At 44.0% G+C, this 17,963-nt stretch carries 17 protein-coding genes; 5 read left to right on the plus strand and 12 right to left on the minus strand.

Translation table 11 applies throughout. From position 1 onward, the window contains the following. Positions 1-256 precede the first annotated feature (256 nt). Positions 257-772 (plus strand): GNAT family N-acetyltransferase, encoded by a 516-nt coding sequence (locus N8A86_RS09035; RefSeq protein WP_273568753.1) that lies wholly within the window; start codon positions 257-259, stop codon positions 770-772. Positions 773-896: 124 nt separating this feature from the next. On the opposite strand, the gene N8A86_RS09040 is transcribed toward N8A86_RS09035, so the two are convergent. Both N8A86_RS09040 and N8A86_RS09045 read right to left on the minus strand, forming a co-directional pair. Next, positions 897-2,183, minus strand: a complete 1,287-nt coding sequence (locus N8A86_RS09040; protein ID WP_273568754.1) for a T9SS type A sorting domain-containing protein — start codon at positions 2,181-2,183, stop codon at positions 897-899. Between the two features lie 171 nt (positions 2,184-2,354). After that, on the minus strand, positions 2,355-4,304 hold the full coding sequence (locus N8A86_RS09045) for a hypothetical protein (protein WP_273568755.1): 1,950 nt from the start codon (positions 4,302-4,304) through the stop codon (positions 2,355-2,357). Between the two features lie 282 nt (positions 4,305-4,586). Here N8A86_RS09045 and N8A86_RS09050 point away from each other — a divergent pair, with 282 nt between their 5' ends. After that, positions 4,587-5,738, plus strand: a complete 1,152-nt coding sequence (locus N8A86_RS09050) for a serine hydrolase domain-containing protein (RefSeq protein ID WP_273568756.1) — start codon at positions 4,587-4,589, stop codon at positions 5,736-5,738. 3 nt (positions 5,739-5,741) lie between these two features. Here N8A86_RS09050 and N8A86_RS09055 read toward each other — a convergent pair whose 3' ends face one another. Both N8A86_RS09055 and N8A86_RS09060 read right to left on the minus strand, forming a co-directional pair. Continuing rightward, positions 5,742-6,443: a LytR/AlgR family response regulator transcription factor gene (locus N8A86_RS09055; RefSeq protein ID WP_273568757.1), complete on the minus strand. Its 702-nt coding sequence runs from the start codon at positions 6,441-6,443 to the stop codon at positions 5,742-5,744. Beyond that, a complete protein-coding gene (locus tag N8A86_RS09060; protein WP_273568758.1) occupies positions 6,440-7,411 on the minus strand; it encodes a sensor histidine kinase in 972 nt (323 codons plus the stop codon). The genes N8A86_RS09055 and N8A86_RS09060 overlap by 4 nt, the downstream gene beginning before the upstream one ends. Before the next feature lie 216 nt (positions 7,412-7,627). On the opposite strand from N8A86_RS09060, the gene N8A86_RS09065 reads away from it, so the two are divergent. Further along, complete coding sequence (locus N8A86_RS09065) at positions 7,628-8,200, plus strand: thioredoxin family protein (protein ID WP_273568759.1); 573 nt, start codon at positions 7,628-7,630, stop codon at positions 8,198-8,200. Here N8A86_RS09065 and N8A86_RS09070 read toward each other — a convergent pair. Both N8A86_RS09070 and N8A86_RS09075 read right to left on the minus strand, forming a co-directional pair. Further along, complete coding sequence (locus N8A86_RS09070; RefSeq protein WP_273568760.1) at positions 8,197-9,348, minus strand: methionine aminotransferase; 1,152 nt, start codon at positions 9,346-9,348, stop codon at positions 8,197-8,199. The genes N8A86_RS09065 and N8A86_RS09070 overlap by 4 nt on opposite strands. 50 nt (positions 9,349-9,398) lie before the next feature. After that, positions 9,399-9,872, minus strand: coding sequence for a very short patch repair endonuclease (locus N8A86_RS09075; protein ID WP_273568761.1), 474 nt, complete (start codon positions 9,870-9,872; stop codon positions 9,399-9,401). 126 nt (positions 9,873-9,998) lie between these two features. On the opposite strand from N8A86_RS09075, the gene N8A86_RS09080 reads away from it, so the two are divergent. Then, positions 9,999-10,925 carry an AraC family transcriptional regulator gene (locus N8A86_RS09080; RefSeq protein ID WP_273568762.1) on the plus strand — a complete coding sequence of 309 codons (927 nt, stop codon included), beginning with the start codon at positions 9,999-10,001 and terminating at the stop codon, positions 10,923-10,925. Between the two features lie 244 nt (positions 10,926-11,169). After that, positions 11,170-11,838: a DNA alkylation repair protein gene (locus N8A86_RS09085; protein WP_273568763.1), complete on the plus strand. Its 669-nt coding sequence runs from the start codon at positions 11,170-11,172 to the stop codon at positions 11,836-11,838. Between the two features lie 67 nt (positions 11,839-11,905). Here the strand turns inward: N8A86_RS09085 and N8A86_RS09090 are convergent, their stop codons facing one another. The 6 genes from N8A86_RS09090 to N8A86_RS09115 form a co-directional block, all read right to left on the minus strand. Then, positions 11,906-12,652 carry a succinate dehydrogenase/fumarate reductase iron-sulfur subunit gene (locus N8A86_RS09090; protein WP_273568764.1) on the minus strand — a complete coding sequence of 249 codons (747 nt, stop codon included), beginning with the start codon at positions 12,650-12,652 and terminating at the stop codon, positions 11,906-11,908. Between the two features lie 6 nt (positions 12,653-12,658). Continuing rightward, complete coding sequence (locus N8A86_RS09095) at positions 12,659-14,662, minus strand: fumarate reductase/succinate dehydrogenase flavoprotein subunit (RefSeq protein ID WP_273568765.1); 2,004 nt, start codon at positions 14,660-14,662, stop codon at positions 12,659-12,661. Positions 14,663-14,664: 2 nt separating this feature from the next. Beyond that, positions 14,665-15,333, minus strand: a complete 669-nt coding sequence (locus N8A86_RS09100) for a succinate dehydrogenase cytochrome b subunit (RefSeq protein ID WP_273568766.1) — start codon at positions 15,331-15,333, stop codon at positions 14,665-14,667. A gap of 381 nt (positions 15,334-15,714) precedes the next feature. After that, positions 15,715-15,981 carry a hypothetical protein gene (locus N8A86_RS09105; protein WP_273568767.1) on the minus strand — a complete coding sequence of 89 codons (267 nt, stop codon included), beginning with the start codon at positions 15,979-15,981 and terminating at the stop codon, positions 15,715-15,717. Between the two features lie 61 nt (positions 15,982-16,042). Beyond that, entirely contained in the window at positions 16,043-16,315 is a 273-nt protein-coding gene (locus N8A86_RS09110) for a DUF7383 domain-containing protein (protein ID WP_273568768.1), read from the minus strand. A gap of 345 nt (positions 16,316-16,660) precedes the next feature. Next, positions 16,661-17,959, minus strand: a complete 1,299-nt coding sequence (locus N8A86_RS09115) for a Kelch repeat-containing protein (RefSeq protein ID WP_273568769.1) — start codon at positions 17,957-17,959, stop codon at positions 16,661-16,663. Positions 17,960-17,963 lie beyond the last annotated feature (4 nt).

A 17,963-nucleotide genomic window follows, 5' to 3' on the forward strand; every position in this document is an offset into this window, starting at 1 on the left:
AAGTACATTTACAAAGTAATTGAAGGTTAGCCCCCAAACCTAACCGAAAAAACCTACAGTTATGGAAGCCCAAATGAACCAAGCGCCTGCGCAAAAAGAAATACAAGTTTATAAAAACGATTTCTTCAGCGGTATTGTTATGCTAACGCGAAAACTATTTATGCTATAGTTGCTAAGCAAGAATTTTAAGAAAGCCACGTTCCCCAAAGCGTGGCTTTTTTCTTTTTTCCTATTTTAGAGCATATTGACCTATAATATGCAACTACGATTACAAGAATTTTCTCTGGATGACTTGGACGAGCTTGTTGAAATCTCTAAAAAGACCTTTGTTGATGCATTTGAAAGAGACAACGACCCTGAAGATTTTAATGATTATATAAATTATGCGTTCAATAAGAAAAAACTGCGCACCGAACTTTTGAATAAAGATTCAGATTTTTATAAGGTGCATTGCGATGCCGTTTTGGCGGGATACATTAAGTTGAATCAAAACGACTCACAGACCGATGTCAATCTATCGGAGTCGATAGAACTGGAGCGTATATATGTGCTAAAAGACTTTCAAGGACGGAAAATAGGACAATGGATGCTCGATCAAGTCAAGGGAATGGCTTTCGCCAGACAAAAAGCGTTCTTGTGGTTGGGTGTATGGGAAAAAAATGAAAAGGCCATAGCCTTTTATGAAAGAAACGGCTTCTCGAAATTCGGGGTGCATCCCTACTATATAGGAAAAGATAAGCAAATGGATTGGTTGATGCGATATGATCTGTAATATATGGGTTCTACCCCAACTCCAGATTTTGACCTGATTTTTATCAATAATTTCATTAGCGATATCCATAAAAAAGGCTTTCTCAAAACGAGAAGGCCTTTTTTACTTGGGTCTTTGGAGATACCTACTCTTTCACAATCTTTAGGAATTCATTTTTACCTTGATCATTCGATAAGTTAAGAACATAATGTCCGTTTACCATATCTGAAACCCTTATGGGTAATGTCCTTTGATTATTGTCAATAGTACCATTCTTGATAAGCATGCCGTTGATGCTATAAATGGCATAGGCCGTCAATTCCGATTCTAAAGGAAGAGTCACTGTAATTTCGGTAGTACTTGGATTCGGAAATACGCTAATTGTATCCAATTCCTCATTTTGTGCAATACCTGAAAGGTCTAACGATGTCTTCAAAGAAGTTCCGTCTACTACTTTCCTGACGCTGAGGTTGTCGTACCTGGCGGATCCCGCGGAGCTGCTGTTGAAGTTGGAGTATATCCATATGTCGAGCGTTGCGATGCCCGACGGCACGGTGACGCGCTGGGTGTGCGTGGACCATCCGTTGCCGAAGTCATGGCCTATCTCCCAAGTGTTGGGCCTTGCGTTCTCGACGACCTCGATACGGGCCCTTCCCCCTGATCCGTTCCCGTCGATGCTGAACTCGAGTTCGTCGCCGGGCGATATGTCGTTGGCCGCCAGGTCGACCGTTATCTGGTACTTGGCCCATGGCTGCCCGCCGTCGTTGTTGACCAGCCTGATCGCGCAGGGCGACCCGTTGGCGTCGGTCGTGGTCTGGGCGGCGTCGAGCCCTGTGGCGAGGACCCCCCCGTTCAGGTCCACCGATGCGTCCTCGTTGTCGAGCCCGTTGTCGCAGGCCTCGTCGTCGATGGGCGGATCCGGTTCGTCATCGTCCCCGCCGGTTCCCTGTCCTGTCTTCCTGACGCTGAGGTTGTCGTACCTGGCGGATCCCGCGGAGCTGCTGTTGAAGTTGGAGTATATCCATATGTCGAGCGTTGCGATGCCCGACGGCACGGTGACGCGCTGGGTGTGCGTGGACCATCCGTTGCCGAAGTCATGGCCTATCTCCCAAGTGTTGGGCCTTGCGTTCTCGACGACCTCGATACGGGCCCTTCCCCCTGATCCGTTCCCGTCGATGCTGAACTCGAGTTCGTCGCCGGGCGATATGTCGTTGGCCGCCAGGTCGACCGTTATCTGGTACTTGGCCCATGGCTGCCCGCCGTCGTTGTTGACCAGCCTGATCGCGCAGGGCGACCCGTTGGCGTCGGTCGTGGTCTGGGCGGCGTCGAGCCCTGTGGCGAGGACCCCCCCGTTCAGGTCCACCGATGCGTCCTCGTTGTCGAGCCCGTTGTCGCAGGCCTCGTCGTCGATGGGCGGATGCTGGTTCGTCATCGTCCCCGCCGGTTCCCTGTCCTGTCTTCCTGACGCTGAGGTTGTCGTACCTGGCGGATCCCGCGGAGCTGCTGTTGAAGTTGGAGTATATCCATATGTCGAGCGTTGCGATGCCCGACGGCACGGTGACGCGCTGGGTGTGCGTGGACCATCCGTTGCCGAAGTCATGGCCTATCTCCCAAGTGTTGGGCCTTGCGTTCTCGACGACCTCGATACGGGCCCTTCCCCTGATCCGTTCCCGTCGATGCTGAACTCGAGTTCGTCGCCGGGCGATATGTCGTTGGCCGCCAGGTCGACCGTTATCTGGTACTTGGCCCATGGCTGCCCGCCGTCGTTGTTGACCAGCCTGATCGCGCAGGGCGACCCGTTGGCGTCGGTCGTGGTCTGGGCGGCGTCGAGCCCTGTGGCGAGGACCCCCCCGTTCAGGTCCACCGATGCGTCCTCGTTGTCGAGCCCGTTGTCGCAGGCCTCGTCGTCGATGGGCGGATCCGGTTCGTCATCGTCCCCGCCGGTTCCCTGTCCTGTCTTCCTGACGCTGAGGTTGTCGTACCTGGCGGATCCCGCGGAGCTGCTGTTGAAGTTGGAGTATATCCATATGTCGAGCGTTGCGATGCCCGACGGCACGGTGACGCGCTGGGTGTGCGTGGACCATCCGTTGCCGAAGTTATGGCCTATCTCCCAAGTGTTGGGCCTTGCGTTCTCGACGACCTCGATACGGGCCCTTCCCCCTGATCCGTTCCCGTCGATGCTGAACTCGAGTTCGTCGCCGGGCGATATGTCGTTGGCCGCCAGGTCGACCGTTATCTGGTACTTGGCCCATGGCTGCCCGCCGTCGTTGTTGACCAGCCTGATCGCGCAGGGCGACCCGTTGGCGTCGGTCGTGGTCTGGGCGGCGTCGAGCCCTGTGGCGAGGACCCCCCCGTTCAGGTCCACCGATGCGTCCTCGTTGTCGAGCCCGTTGTCGCAGGCCTCGTCGTCGATGGGCGGATCTGGTTTGTCATCGACGTCCGCCTCGGGGAATTTTGGTCCGTTTTCGTATAGTACAGCGGCGTTATATGCCGCAATACCGTAGGCCTCATTCCCATAGTACGCAGAGTTGTCATAACTGATTCCAACTTTAAAATAGTTTGATTCTATCCTGTTCTGAACAGAAGCATCGTATTGGCCCAAAGTGAGCCAGGCATGCATTCTTCCCTGCAGAAAATAACCTCCTGAACCATCAACAAACTCTCTATTTTTTTGGACATCTTCCGACCTCCATACCACATTTTTCAAGGTCGATAAAAATCGATTGATATCGGTTTGGTTCCAATATTCATTCTCCTTAAATCCATCGACAACCGTCTGAATTACCACATTTCCATGTGAGGTATCTTGAATATAAGAGTTGTTCCAATCCGTATTCCAAACATAAGCTGAATTATTGTTCGGGTTGAGACGGAGGTTACCTCGAAAACTGGCACCTCCCTGAGTTGACATTCCCTTATAACAAAAATTTTCATAGACCTCTTTATATTGTGCGGTCTGACCTGTTATTTTCCAAAGATGTAACCCAATTCTGGCCCAATGGGATGCCATGTGTGCATTAACTCTTTCGATGTGGCCAAGGCCTGCCTGATAGTAACGGTTCCAAATGTTTTCTTGAACCCAACTTAGTGTGGAATTGAACCAATTCTGAACTCCGCTGGTATTTTGTCTAAAATCCGGACTTTCATCAAGAACACGAAGTAGATAGGTTACCTCCCTTGCCCAAAAACTGTCCCATAACGCATAGCCGACATTAGATCCGCGGCCCGGCCAACCTTTTCTTCCGTTGCTTAAAGTGACAGTAGTGGCTATTGAATTATCGATAAGAAGTCGGGCCTCGTTAAAGTACTTGATATCACCAGTGGCCTGCCACATTTTAACGGCGCCATGAATATAATAACTAAGAAAATATTGCTGTTGATCGTAAAAGCCCGAATTGGAAAGACTACGAGCATGGGATTGACTGCTGCTGCCCTTACCGCTTGCATATTGTGCATCGTAATTCGCTTTCCACTGACTTACTGTTTTCTGTGCTTGGGTTTGTAGCATGGCAAACATAGCCAATACCACGATTGGGGTAAAAATTCTACTCATATGTGGGGTATTTGTGGGGTTTAGCCGATTCGTTTAAATGAATACAGCTTTTTAGCTACGGTGAAAATCAACACCTCAGACGTCGATGAAGTGTTAAAAAAATCCGATGATCGACGAAATGCACAATTTTTACTGGTTTTTCTACAAAAAACAAGACTAAATCTTACAAATAATTAATTATAATGATGTTCATGGCGTTCTATTCATGAAGATACCCTGCATAGATAGAATTCTTGGGTTACATTCGATTTTGCTAACTTCATCCAGCTAAAAAAAACGAAAATGAAAAAACAATTATTCACCATTATATTATTAGTTGCAGTTCATCTTGTTGAGGGACAAGAATATTTTTTTCCTGAAAGGAATGTGGAATGGGAACAGAAACAACCCAAAGATTTTAAGATTAACCCGGAAGAACTTCAGAAGGCCGTAGGATTTGCCGAAGCGAATGAGTACTCGGGCTCGCGCGACTTGCGCATTGCCATTCTTAAAGGTTTTGAACGCGAACCCTTTCATGAGATTCTTGGGCCGACCAAAAAACGTGGCGGGCCAGCCGGAATGATTTTAAAAAATGGTTATGTCATTGCCCAATGGGGCGATACGAAACGTGTAGATATGACCTTTAGCGTGACCAAAAGCTTTTTGAGTACCATGGCAGGTCTTGCGGAGGATAAAGGACTTATCGCAAATGTCAATGATAAGGTAGGCGGTTATATCTGGGACGGTACTTTTGATGGTGCTCATAATTCCAAAATAACTTGGGAACATCTATTACAACAGAATTCTGCTTGGTCGGGAGCACTATGGGGAGGTAAAGATTGGGCTGACAGACCTCCCAAGGAAGGAGGAATCGACGATTGGAAGTTCGAAAAACCTATGGAACCGGGAACTATCATGGAATACAATGATGTTCGTGTTAATGTACTGGCCTACGCTTTGACCTATGTTTGGCGCAAACCGATGCCCGTTGTTTTAAAAGAAAACATTATGGATAAAATCGGAGCATCGACCACATGGCGATGGCATGGATACGACCATGCTTGGACTGAGGTAGATGGCATCAAAATGAAATCGGTAACGGGTGGTGGCCATTCTGGAGCAGGACTCTTTATCAGCGCTGAAGATATGTCACGATTTGGGTTGCTATTTCTTAGCAACGGGAAATGGAAAGGCGAACAATTGATCAGCGAATCATGGATTCAAAAAGCTATCGAACCTTCAAAACCCAATGTCAATTATGGGTATATGTGGTGGCTAAATAGAAAAGGCGACCGACATTGGGAAGGCCTTTCCCAAAACATTTATTATGCAGCCGGTTTCGGAGGTAATTTTATCGTCATTGACAGAGAAAATGATTTGGTGGTGGTCACCCGTTGGTTGGAACCTAATAAAATAGGTGAATTTATGACCAAAGTAAATGCGGCTTTGAAGTAATAATCAGTTGAGCTTTAGTTTTTTTAAGAGCATCGATTTATATACTCGGCCCAGACGGATTTTTTCTCCACAGATAAAGACAAGGTTTCCGTTAATTTTTTCAATCTCAGCAAAATTGATGATGTACGATTTATGCACTTGAATAAAACTACTTTCGGGTAGTTTCTGAATCCAATTTTTTAAAGAATCCAAATAAGTAAACTTTCCGTTTTTGGTTGCTACGGTCACATAGTTTTTATCCGATTCCACATAAAGAATGTCATGAACATTGATTTTGTGCAGCGTTTTGTCTATGTTTAGAAATATTGATTCCATAGACCTTTCCTCGCTTCTTATATCTTCGGAAGATGGCCTTTCGGTTTTTTTTAGTTTATTGATGGCTTTCAGAAACCTCTCTAACGAAAAGGGCTTTACGAGATAATCACAAATTGTGTCCAGTTCGAAGCTGGCAACCGCATGTTCATGGTAGGCCGTGGTCATAATTATGGCCGGAGGATGCGCAAGCGTTTTTATGTACTGAATTCCTGAAATATCGGGAAGGTTGATATCCAAAAAAACCACATCCACATCTATTTTCCTTAAACTGGAATTCGCTTCCAAGGCGGATTGAAACTTGCCGATCAATTCCAAATCCGGAATCTTGGAGATATAATTCTCCAAGATCCTTTGCGCCGGAATTTCATCTTCAATTATGACGCATTTCATAATAATTCCAGTTTAAGCCTAACTTGAAAATATTCATTCTCTTCAATATTCAGTTCGTATTTGTTCTTATACAACAGCGATAAGCGTTTTCGAAGGTTTTTCAACCCTATTTTTGGGTTGTCGGATTCCGAATCGGATATTTTGATTTTATTTCGACAACTACATGTTAATATATCATTTTCAACTTTGATACTGACCTCGACATCGCTTTTTGAGCCACTGTGCTTAAAAGCATTCTCGATCAAGGTGATAAGGAGTAGTGGAGCAATGCTATGGTTCAATTCGTCAATATTCTTAGAATAGACAACTTTCTTTAGGTTCTCTGTTCGTATTTTTTGAAAGGCGATGTAGTTATCGATATACTCCAATTCTTTTTCCAGGGGCACTTTGGGCGCATTGCTCTCATAGAGCACGTGTTTCAAATTGTCGGAAAGCCTTAATATCAGATCAGGAGCTTCCTGAGGTTTTTCCAGAGCGTATGAATACACGGTGTTGAGGTTATTGAACAGGACATGAGGATTGATCTGCGCTTTCAACATTTGTAACTCCATTTCGGTGTGTTCTTTTCTAATAGCTTCCACTTCAGCCTGCTTTTCCAGAAAACGGAACAACATCCATATAAAGGAAAAGAAGACCAGTGGTACCAAGGTTTGCCAAAGATAATCCGACAGGCATTTCATGATGGAGCATCCACATTGTGCGAAGTAATTACAGTACAGTTGGGTGGCCAAAAAGGCGATACCACCAATAAGTAATACATAGAGCAGGTACATCTTCCGTCTCACGAAAATAGGAAGTAGCACAAAATCGTTGACATAGACGATTACCAAAAGAATAAAGAAATATTGAAGGAATGGATTTTCCTTCCAATGATATTCCGGAAAAACAAAAAGTGAGATAAACACAAAGAGTGCCCAAAACAATAGGTGGATCAATATCTTGGAAACACGATGGCTTAGAAAGTTCATTGGGTCAAATGAAAGTTGAAAAGTACCAATAATGTACAAGGTGGTAAAAATATGTGTACAAAAGGGAGTTTAGGCGATATGAACGACAAGAATCGGGGTCAAAGCCCGTCATATCAAATGTGTAGTCGTTTATATCTTCTTTTGAGTTGATGGCACATTTTATTTAGTTGTGCCCTGATGGTGGTTTAGGTTTGAGGAAACAATAATTTGAATACTATGCTAAAACAAGCTTTCTCAGTGATGGCCTTAGGGTTTTGCTTCCTCCAAGTCACAAATGCACAAACGATCAACCAAACGAAAGTCGATGCCAGAGGCCGCGAAATGCTGTTGGGCAAAATCGATAAAATAGGACTGACCGAAGGAGCCTATGCTCTTTGGTTCAACAACCAGCATGAAAGTTATAAGGCCGATACAGAACTCGTCAAATCAATCAAAAGCGAACTTGCAAAACATAAAATCACTTTGTTCATGGCCACCTGGTGTGGGGATAGCAAGCGGGAAGTCCCGCGATTCTTTAAAATCTTGGAAGCCGCCGATTATCCCATGGACCAATTAACGGTGGTGGCCGTTGATCATGAAAAAGACCAGTACAAGAAAAGTCCAGGTGGGGAGGAAAAGGGGCTGAACATCATCAAAGTGCCTACTTTTATTTTTTATAAGGATGGGAAAGCCGTTAACCGAATCGTGGAATCGCCAGTTGAATCTTTAGAGAAGGACATTAAGGTGATAATTACAGGAGGTACTTATGTGCCAAACCATAGTAATGTGCCTGTTTTACCTGTTGATTAAAGGCTGTTCAAAATATCGGTGGCTTTGGCCAAAGTTTCCTTTTTCTTGGCGAAACAGAAACGTAGCACACTATCTTGGCGATTGTCCGTATTGAAAGAAGAGATGGCAATGCTTGCCAATTTATGATCGATAATCAAACGTTTTGCGAAAACCTCATCTTCTTCACCCGTAATCGAGGTATAATCCAACAATTGAAAGTAGGTGCCTTGCGAGGGCGTAAATGAAAATTTGGAATGCTCCAGGCGAGACAAAAAGAAATCGCGTTTTTCTTGATAGAAATTATTGAGCCCCAAGTAGTGTTCTTCATTTTTTAAGTATTCTGCCAAAGCCCTTTGCACGGGATGGTCAACACAGAACACAGCAAATTGATGCACATTTATAAACTCTTTCATAAGTTCGGCCGGTGCCGCACAATAGCCCATCTTCCAGCCAGTAACGTGAAAGGTTTTTCCGAAGGAGGCACAGACAAAACTGCGAGAAGCTAAATCATCAAAACGTGAGGCACTTTGGTGTTCGGCCCCATCGAATATGATATGTTCGTAAACCTCATCACTGACCAAAATGATGTTGGTCGGCCGCAGAATTTCCTGAAGTTGCAGCATATCATCTTTGGTAAAGATTCTTCCACTGGGGTTATGTGGGGTATTGATGATGACCATACGGGTCTTAGGAGTAATCTTCTTCTTGAACTCATCCCAATCGACTTTGTAATCCCCGGCTTTTAATTGAATTGGTATGGCAATACCTCCGTTCACTTCGATAGCCGGTTCATAACAATCATAACAGGGTTTTAGTACGATTACCTCATCACCCGGATGGACAAATGCGGTCACAGCAGTAAATATAGCCTGAGTCGCACCCACCGTCACCGTTATTTCACTATCAGGATTATATTTTCTGCCATGTAGTCTTTCAATCTTTTTTGAGATAATTTCCCGAAGACCATAATAACCTTGCATGGACGCATATTGGTTATGGCCTTCGCGCATGGCCTTGGTAACCAAACCTATAAGTTCGGCGTCAGCCTCAAAGTTTGGAAACCCTTGTGAAAGGTCAATGGCGTCGTGTTTTCTGGCCAGATTGCCGACGGTGGTAAAGATGGTGGTTTTTACGTTCGGCAGTTTCGATAGGGAGGTATTTTTGAACACGGATTGAGCAATTAGAGGTAGTTTATAAAAGTAGTAAAACGATACCGTTTTTACCTAGACTGATTTTTCAAATGGGAAACAACATCGGCAAGGCATCGTTCTAGTTCCTTTTTCACTGCGCTTTCCCAAAACCGGAAGACTTTATATCCCAATCTTTCCAATTCCGCGTTTACTTCACGGTCACGTTGCATGTTGCGTTCGATTTTCGCGATCCAGAACTCACGGTTTGTCTTGATCTTTTGTTTTCGTTCTTTCCAATTATATCCGTGCCAATATTCGCCATCCACAAAGATTGCGGTCTTGTACTTTTTTAGAACGATATCGGGTCTGCCGATAAGTTTTCGGTAATCGATCCGGTAACGATAGCCCGCATGGTACAGTGCCTTTCGAAAGGCCAGTTCGGGTTTGGTGTTCTTGCCACGTATTTTGCCCATGATCTTTGAGCGCTCAGGTGTGGTATAGAACCCAGATTCCTCATTGAATCGGGGCACCTTGATACGTACTTCGGAATATTTTTTTGGCATGCTTAAATTTATGAAAAGGATATCTTAAGGAAAGAAATTCCATCAATTTAACAAATCTTGCTACATTTTAGTTTCGACAATATCTTTAAGGGGAATCTTCTAATTTTAGGAAGTCAACTAACACAAATGGAAAACAGGAACAAACAACAATTACTCTACATCAATCGCATTAACAAAGTGGTCGAACATATTGACGATAATCTTGATGCCGAACTTTCCTTGGAAAAATTGTCAGAGATTGCCTGTTTCTCGCCATTTCATTTCCATCGTATTTTTTGCGCTTTGCTAGACGAGACCCCCAATAATTATATTACGAGGCGTAGGATCGAGAAGATCGCGGGCCGTCTTTTCTTCATGCAAAAAGAAGATTCGCTTACCGACTTGGCATTGGGGTATGGATTCAAGAGCATCCATTCTTTTTCAAGGTCCTTTAGAAAATTCTATGGTATCAGCGCATCTGAATTTCAAAAAAGGAGCCAAAATGAGTTTAGCAAGATTGGTAAAATACAAAGCAAGAATGGTACAGAACATGTCTCCTTTGAAAAATACTTTTACACTATGGATAATTTAAAAATATGGTTACAAATGAAAACACAAGTAGAAGTAAAGGAAATGCCCGAATTGAGAATGGTACAAGTAAGACACCAAGGCCCTTACAAAGAAATCGGAAAAGCTTTTGATGCGTTGATGAAATGGGCGGGCCCTAGGGGGCTGCTCAATTTCCCGAAAACAAAAATGGCAGGTATCTATTACGATAGTCCCCGTGTTACCGACGAATCAAAGATGCAATCAAGTGCATGTATTACGATTATGGAGGATGTTGAAGTCTCAGGAGAAGTGTCTAAAATTACCATCCCAAAAGGAAAATTTGCGGTGGGAAGTTTCAAAATAAAGGTGGAGGAGTTTGAGAAGGCGTGGAATAGCATGTCTTTATGGATTCCGGAGAACAACTTTGAACTTCGAAAAGGGCACCATTACGAAGTTTACCACAATGATGCGGAACAGCATCCTGAAAATTTATGGTTTGTAGATATTTGCATTCCTGTCAAGTAGAAATCAAAAAACCCGAACTATCATTTATTCCCGCCAGTGGGTTTAATACCCCGAAGCCTGCCCGTGACGTTGAGGCGGGCTTGCTTCGAAATGATGAAGGTTATTTCCTTTTAACACCTTGAGGGCTTGCCCCGAGTTAGTTGATTATAGTTTGGGATTTTTCTTTTTGGAATTTAGAGAAAGAACCCAATTTGGCATAAAATCATTTATTTTAGGAGTTGATTGAATTAATTAAAACGATTCAGTGCACGAATTCATTAGAACATTAGAATCCGAATTTTCAACGAATGCCGATTCAAAGGTAGCTTTTGAACAGAAGGCTTACTTGAAAAATCAATTTGAGTTCTTTGGAATGAAAACCGAAGCAAGACGAATCATTCAAAAACCATTTTTGATAAAAAGTTTTTTGCCACCAAAAGGGGAAGCAAAGGAAATCATTAAAGAATTGTGGTTAAAACCTGAAAGGGAATATCAGTATTTTTCACAAGAGTTGGCACAGCGATATATCAAACAGTTTGAGAAAAGTGATATTGAACTTTTCGAATTTATGGTAGTCAATAAATCTTGGTGGGATACGGTCGATGTTATGGTCACAAAGCTCATAGGAGAATATTTTAAAACCTACCCAGAACAAAGAGAACGATATGTGCGAAAGTGGATCGACTCAAAAAATATTTGGCTACAGCGATCGGCCATTTTGTTTCAACTCATGTATAAGGAGAAATTGGACACTCAAATCTTGACGTTCGTAATCAATTCACTGCTTGGTTCAAAAGAGTTTTTTATCAATAAAGCCATTGGGTGGGTTTTAAGACAGTACAGCAGAACAAACCCAAATTGGGTCATTGATTTTGTAAACAAAACATCACTTGCCCCATTAAGTAGAAGGGAAGCGCTAAAGCTCATTTCTTAGACAAAAAAATCCCAAGTTCCATATATTGGAATTTAGGATTGATTTCTTGTATTGAAATTTTAAGTTTTTATCCTTTCACCGTAGCACTTAAATACTCGCGGTTCATTCGCGCAATATTCTCCAAAGAAATTCCTTTGGGGCATTCAACTTCACAGGCACCGGTATTGGTGCAATTTCCGAATCCCTCAAGATCCATTTGTCTCACCATATTTTGTACACGATCAACTGCTTCGACTTGCCCTTGCGGTAATAGCGCGAATTGGGAAACTTTAGCCGAAGTGAACAACATTGCACTCGCATTTTTGCAAGCTGCGACGCAGGCACCACAACCAATACAGGTGGCGGCGTCCATAGCTTCATCAGCAGTATGCTTGTCGATGGGAATCGCATTAGCATCAACGGTATTGCCAGAAGTGTTTACGGAGATATATCCACCAGCCTGCTGTATGCGGTCAAAGGCACTTCGGTCCACAATCAAATCTTTTATAACAGGAAATGCGGTCGCTCGAAAAGGTTCGATTACAATGGTATCACCATCGTTGAACTTACGCATGTGCAGTTGACAAGTGGTTATTAAACGGTCAGGACCATGAGGTTCTCCATTGATTTGTAGGGAGCAAGTACCACAGATACCCTCTCGACAATCATGATCGAATTCAACGGGCTCCTCACCCTTGTTGATTAACTCTTCATTGAGTACATCGAGCATTTCTAAAAAAGACATATCACCCTCAATACCCTTGATGGGATAATCTACCATTTGTCCTTTTGACTGGGCATCCTTTTGACGCCATATTTTTAGGGTCAGATTCATATTCCTCTATTTATAACTCCTAGTTTTCAGTTCGATATTTTCGTACTTCAAATCCTCTTTGTGCAAAACGGCATCTTTTGGCTCGCCTTTGAATTCCCAAGCGGCCACATATTTGAAGTTCTTGTCGTCTCTTAAAGCTTCGCCTTCTGGTGTCTGGTACTCCTCCCTAAAGTGACCTCCACATGATTCATTACGATGGAGTGCATCTTTGGCAAACAATTCGCCCAGTTCCAAGAAATCGGCAACTCTGCCAGCTTTCTCCAATTCTTGGTTCATGCCCTCCGCTTTTCCAGGAATTTTTACGTTATCCCAAAAATCGGCACGCAAAGCGGAAATCTCATCGATGGCTTCCTGCAATTCTTTTGCGTTTCTAGCCATTCCACATTTGTTCCACATGATTTTACCCAACTTTTTGTGGTAATAATCCACGGAATGCTCCCCGCTGCCATTCATTAATTTGTTCAAGCGCTCTTTGACAGCAGTTTCTGCCGCATCAAATTCTTTGGAGTCGGTCGGAATAGGTCCGGTTCTAATGTCGTTGGATAAATAATCGCCAATAGTATAGGACAATACGAAGTATCCGTCGGCAAGACCTTGCATTAAGGCCGAGGCTCCCAATCTATTGGCACCATGATCACTGAAATTAGCTTCCCCGGCGCAATAGCACCCTTCGATCGTGGTCTGTAAGTTGTAATCTACCCAAAGTCCGCCCATTGTGTAATGTACCGCTGGATATATCATCATTGGAGTTTCATACGGATTCTCATCTACAATTTTCTCGTACATCTGAAAGAGATTGCCATATTTGGCTTCGACTACTTTTCTACCCAGTTCTGTAATTTCTTTAGCATCTGCATTTTTGATGCCGTGTGTCAATGCTTCCTCTTTTCCATACCGTTGTATTGCGGCGGCGAAATCAAGATATACCGCTTCCCCAGTTTTATTTACGCCGAAACCGGCATCACAACGTTCCTTGGCAGCTCGTGAGGCAACATCTCTTGGAACCAAGTTTCCGAAGGCGGGATACCTTCTTTCCAAATAATAATCCCGTTCTTCCTCGCCCAGTTGCGTTGGCTTTAATTTTCCTTCACGAATCGCTTGGGCATCCTCTAAACGTTTTGGCACCCATATGCGGCCATCATTTCGCAGCGATTCTGACATCAGCGTCAATTTCGACTGATGGTCACCGGATACTGGAATACAGGTCGGATGTATCTGTGTAAAGCAGGGGTTGGCAAAAAAAGCACCTTTGCGGTGCGCCCGCCAAGCGGCGGTAACATTACTTCCCATGGCATTTGTGGAAAGGAAAAACACATTGCCATAACCTCCGGTCGCTAAAACCACTGCGTGGGCGGAATGGCGTTCGATTTCACCAGTGATTAAATCTCGAGCTATGATTCCCCGAGCTTTTCCGTCGACCAAAACCAAATCCATCATTTCATGACGGTTGAAAGGTTGGATCTTCCCACGATTGATCTGTCGGTTCATTGCCGAATAACAACCTAGCAACAACTGTTGCCCGGTCTGCCCTTTGGCATAAAATGTTCTTGATACCAATACGCCTCCGAAAGAACGGTTATCGAGCAATCCGCCATATTCGCGCGCAAAGGGAACCCCCTGTGCCACGCACTGGTCAATGATGTTTGCAGACTCTTCTGCCAAGCGATATACGTTGGCCTCACGAGAGCGATAATCTCCACCTTTTATAGTGTCATAAAAAAGTCGATAAGGACTGTCGCCATCGCCTTGATAATTCTTGGCGGCATTGATACCACCTTGCGCGGCGATCGAATGTGCCCGTCTTGGCGAATCTTGATAGCAAAAGGTTTTTACGTTATAGCCCAATTCGGCCAAAGTCGCTGCTGCAGCACCACCTGCTAGCCCTGTTCCTACAACTATGATATCGATATTCCGTTTGTTGGCCGGGTTTACTAGGTTGATATCGTTTTTATGTTTGGTCCATTTTTCGGCCAATGGCCCTGATGGAACTTTTGAATCCAATATGCCCATATTTAATGTGTTATTGGGTTAAAATGATGGTATAGTGCGATAAAGATGAATCCTAACGGAATCACTATCGCATAGATTTTGGTAAAGGTCTGAATCGCGGGGGAGTACTTATTGTTAACGCCCATGCTTTGAAATGATGAGGCGAAACCGTGCCATAGATGTAATGCTAAGAGCACAAAAGAAATCACATACAGAAGTGTACGCCATATTGGCTCAAATTTATGAATCGTTTCTTCCAAGTATCGAGTAGGATCCTCAGGGTTGCCGCTGATATATTTGTAATCCATTTCATGAATCCAGAAGTCGTACATGTGCAAACCTAAAAAGGCAAGTACCACTAGACCTGTTATAATCATGTTTCTGGACATCCAAGAGGCATTCGCCCCCCCATTATATTTTTTATATTTAATTGCTCGAGCTTTATTATTCTGAAGTTCAAGAACAATGCCCATCACGAAGTGTATGATGACCCCAGCAATAAGTATTGGTTGTAGAATGAATTGTACTAGGCCATTATAGCCCATAAAATGCGACCACGAGTTGAATGTGTCTGGTGCGATTACCGAAGTAACGTTAATTACGAAATGTTGTCCGAGGAAAAAGACCAAAAAAAGACCTGATAGGGCCATTACCACTTTTCGGGCTATCGAAGATTTTGTCAATCCGCTCATTATAGTGTTGGAATTTAGTTTAAGGCTGTCTACAAAATTACTCGATAGACCTGTCTTTAACAAACTTTACGGCCCATTCCTATTTTATTTAGAAGGATTTTAAAGTAGTGAATAAATTGTTTGACCTTAAGATGAAAAACAGAGGTATTTAGAAAGGGAAGTTGAACAAAAAGCTCGCGACACACCGAAGCTTTTATTATTCCTCCACCAACTCCAATTGAAAAGTAGGGCCGCCAATACAATTTTCAGCTTCACAAATAAAATCGGGATAATATTTACCTTAAAGTACTACTCATTGTTCAGTTTGGTCGATCGACCCTGCAAAGGGTTTTGGGTCTGCCACCTCTACATATTGAAACTCCCCATTGACCTCGTTGCCCTTCATGGTCCAACTTCCAAAAAAGGGAAGGGCCCGACCGGAATACCTTGAGAATCGTTGTTTTGCGTATGCCTCGAAAGTGCCCCGCCTTCCCTGAAATCACATTTCACTATATAATTTGAGCCACCCTCATTAACTCCATATACCATGGGCCCGGAAAATCTACCTACGAAGGGGTCTTCTATTGTAATGGGTATCATGGCAGTGCCCCTATTATTATAGACGATAATGACAAGGGAGTGGTTGCCGGGCGGCAACAACTTGCTCAACGAAAGGTGTCACTATGCCGTCTTTTATATTATTAAGGATTTAAAGGCAGCATCGGCCAGCCTACTCTCGCCAGTGTACCACTATGTCCTTGGTCGTGAAGTTGTCACTCCCCGTCCGCACAACCGTAATAGTGTTTATTCCCGTGCGGAGTAGCCCAGGTTGAATATGATCCATCCAGGTCTGCCAACCAGGGTTATTTATCGGAATGTCCCACCCAGGTAGCTCTTGACTGTTGATGGAGATCTGGTGACCTTGGGACGAAACATTATGCGCCGTGATGATTAGGTAGGCATCATCGAAAGGATTGAGATTCCCTTCGATTGGGAACTCCATAGTGAATGAAGGGTTGTTTGCGTTAAATTCGTGAGTAAAGGGTATCCAGTTAAAATCAGATCGAGCCATAATAGTTTCTTTTTATGAGTTAATATTAAATATATGTGCTGAATACAAAAACTATGAGTATTAAACTTATTTTACTCTTGAACAGTTCTAGCCGTTATCGGTCCAATACTTGAATCCTTTGATGGCCAGTGCCGAACCTAAAATGTGCCTCATTCGTATACAATATGATAGCCTCAATGGTGCAATGTTTTTTGGCACCTGTTTGTTTTTACGTCCTTTTGATGCTATCTAATTAGTGTGGCACCTTTGATATACAGAGTATTAATAAGATTAAAATCATTCAAATACCCAGACATCGTTTGCATACCATTCTAAATCTTCCCCCGCCTGCACACCGCCAATGATCCAGAGTTTGTTGTCATGAACTAGGGCTGAATGGCCGGATCTCGGCGGTAATGAATCCGTTACATCGACGGTCTTCCAATCGACACCATCTGTGGTATACCAAATCTCATTTGAATATCCACTATCGTCGATACCCCCAATGACCCATAGCTTATCGTCATACACTACTGTTGAATGACCCCTTCTCGGGGAAAAGGGTGCCTGCGCCAAGGCCTGGGTCCAGTTATTGCCGTCTTCGCTAAACCACACATCGTTTTTATTTTTTATGTTTTGTGCATAATCGAAACCTCCGATGACCCATATCTTATCATCAAAAACAACTGAGCCATGGGATAACCTGGGGCTAAATGTGAGGCCGTTCATTTCTACCTCTGACCAGTTACCATCGTACTGCCAAATATCGCTTTGAGCGTTTGTGCCGTCATATCCACCAATGATGTATATTTTGCCTTTGTGGATTACTGAGCTGTGCCCGGTACGAGCCGGAAAGAAATCGGTATACGAAGTATGGTTCGCCCAGGCGGCCCCGTCGGTACTCGACCAAACATCGTGGCTATAGATAATATTTAAGTCTTCATTTTCGGCGCGCCCGCCCAACATCCACATTTTGTTATCGTAGACTTCGGAGGTATGCCCGTATTTGGGTCGTATCAAAGCGTTTTCGCCAGCTTCCGACCAATTGATGCCATCCGTACTTTGCCAAACATCGTCATACCCATCTCCAAAGTATGAACCACCGAATACCCATAGCTTATCTTCAAAGGACAAGGAGGTATGGTTGGCCCTTCCCCCGTAGGGAGCTATGGCCAGAGGCTCATCGGAGATTCTGATATCGCGGATTGTAAATTTGTGGACGGGGCTTTGCGAACTCCGCCCATCGGTATCGGTTGCCACGACTTTCCAGTAGTAGTCGGTCGATAGGTTGAGTCGTTCCATTATTTCGTAGGAAGTTCCTGGGATATCAGTTTTAAATAAGGTCGTGGGATTTGTTTCCTTGCCCAGGTACAGGTCATAGGTAACATCGCCGCCCTTGGCGTTTTTTGCGGATTCCCAGTTTAATGTGGGCAAGATGTCAACATTGGTGGCTTTATCGGCCATATCGATAAGGTTGAAACTTAGGGGAGGTTCGTTTTGTAACTCGACTTCGGGCGGAACGGAATCGTCGTTTTTGTTGCAGCCCGAAGAAAAGACCAACACACAAAATCCAATAAAAGATATTATATTTTTCATATCA

The organism is Maribacter halichondriae, assembly GCF_027474825.1.
Lineage (GTDB): Bacteria > Bacteroidota > Bacteroidia > Flavobacteriales > Flavobacteriaceae > Meishania > Meishania halichondriae.

Bases quoted from the DNA above. Each gene is read 5' to 3' on its own strand.
- N8A86_RS09095 (WP_273568765.1), bottom strand. From the start codon at position 14,662: ATGGGCATATTGGATTCAAAAGTTCCATCAGGGCCATTGGCCGAAAAA.
- N8A86_RS09065 (WP_273568759.1), top strand. From the start codon at position 7,628: ATGCTAAAACAAGCTTTCTCAGTGATGGCCTTAGGGTTTTGCTTCCTC.
- N8A86_RS09035 (WP_273568753.1), top strand. From the start codon at position 257: ATGCAACTACGATTACAAGAATTTTCTCTGGATGACTTGGACGAGCTT.
- N8A86_RS09055 (WP_273568757.1), bottom strand. From the start codon at position 6,443: ATGAAATGCGTCATAATTGAAGATGAAATTCCGGCGCAAAGGATCTTG.
- N8A86_RS09060 (WP_273568758.1), bottom strand. From the start codon at position 7,411: ATGAACTTTCTAAGCCATCGTGTTTCCAAGATATTGATCCACCTATTG.
- N8A86_RS09080 (WP_273568762.1), top strand. From the start codon at position 9,999: ATGGAAAACAGGAACAAACAACAATTACTCTACATCAATCGCATTAAC.
- N8A86_RS09115 (WP_273568769.1), bottom strand. From the start codon at position 17,959: ATGAAAAATATAATATCTTTTATTGGATTTTGTGTGTTGGTCTTTTCT.
- N8A86_RS09045 (WP_273568755.1), bottom strand. From the start codon at position 4,304: ATGAGTAGAATTTTTACCCCAATCGTGGTATTGGCTATGTTTGCCATG.
- N8A86_RS09090 (WP_273568764.1), bottom strand. From the start codon at position 12,652: ATGAATCTGACCCTAAAAATATGGCGTCAAAAGGATGCCCAGTCAAAA.
- N8A86_RS09110 (WP_273568768.1), bottom strand. From the start codon at position 16,315: ATGGAGTTCCCAATCGAAGGGAATCTCAATCCTTTCGATGATGCCTAC.
- N8A86_RS09100 (WP_273568766.1), bottom strand. From the start codon at position 15,333: ATGAGCGGATTGACAAAATCTTCGATAGCCCGAAAAGTGGTAATGGCC.
- N8A86_RS09050 (WP_273568756.1), top strand. From the start codon at position 4,587: ATGAAAAAACAATTATTCACCATTATATTATTAGTTGCAGTTCATCTT.
- N8A86_RS09040 (WP_273568754.1), bottom strand. From the start codon at position 2,183: ATGACGAACCAGCATCCGCCCATCGACGACGAGGCCTGCGACAACGGG.
- N8A86_RS09075 (WP_273568761.1), bottom strand. From the start codon at position 9,872: ATGCCAAAAAAATATTCCGAAGTACGTATCAAGGTGCCCCGATTCAAT.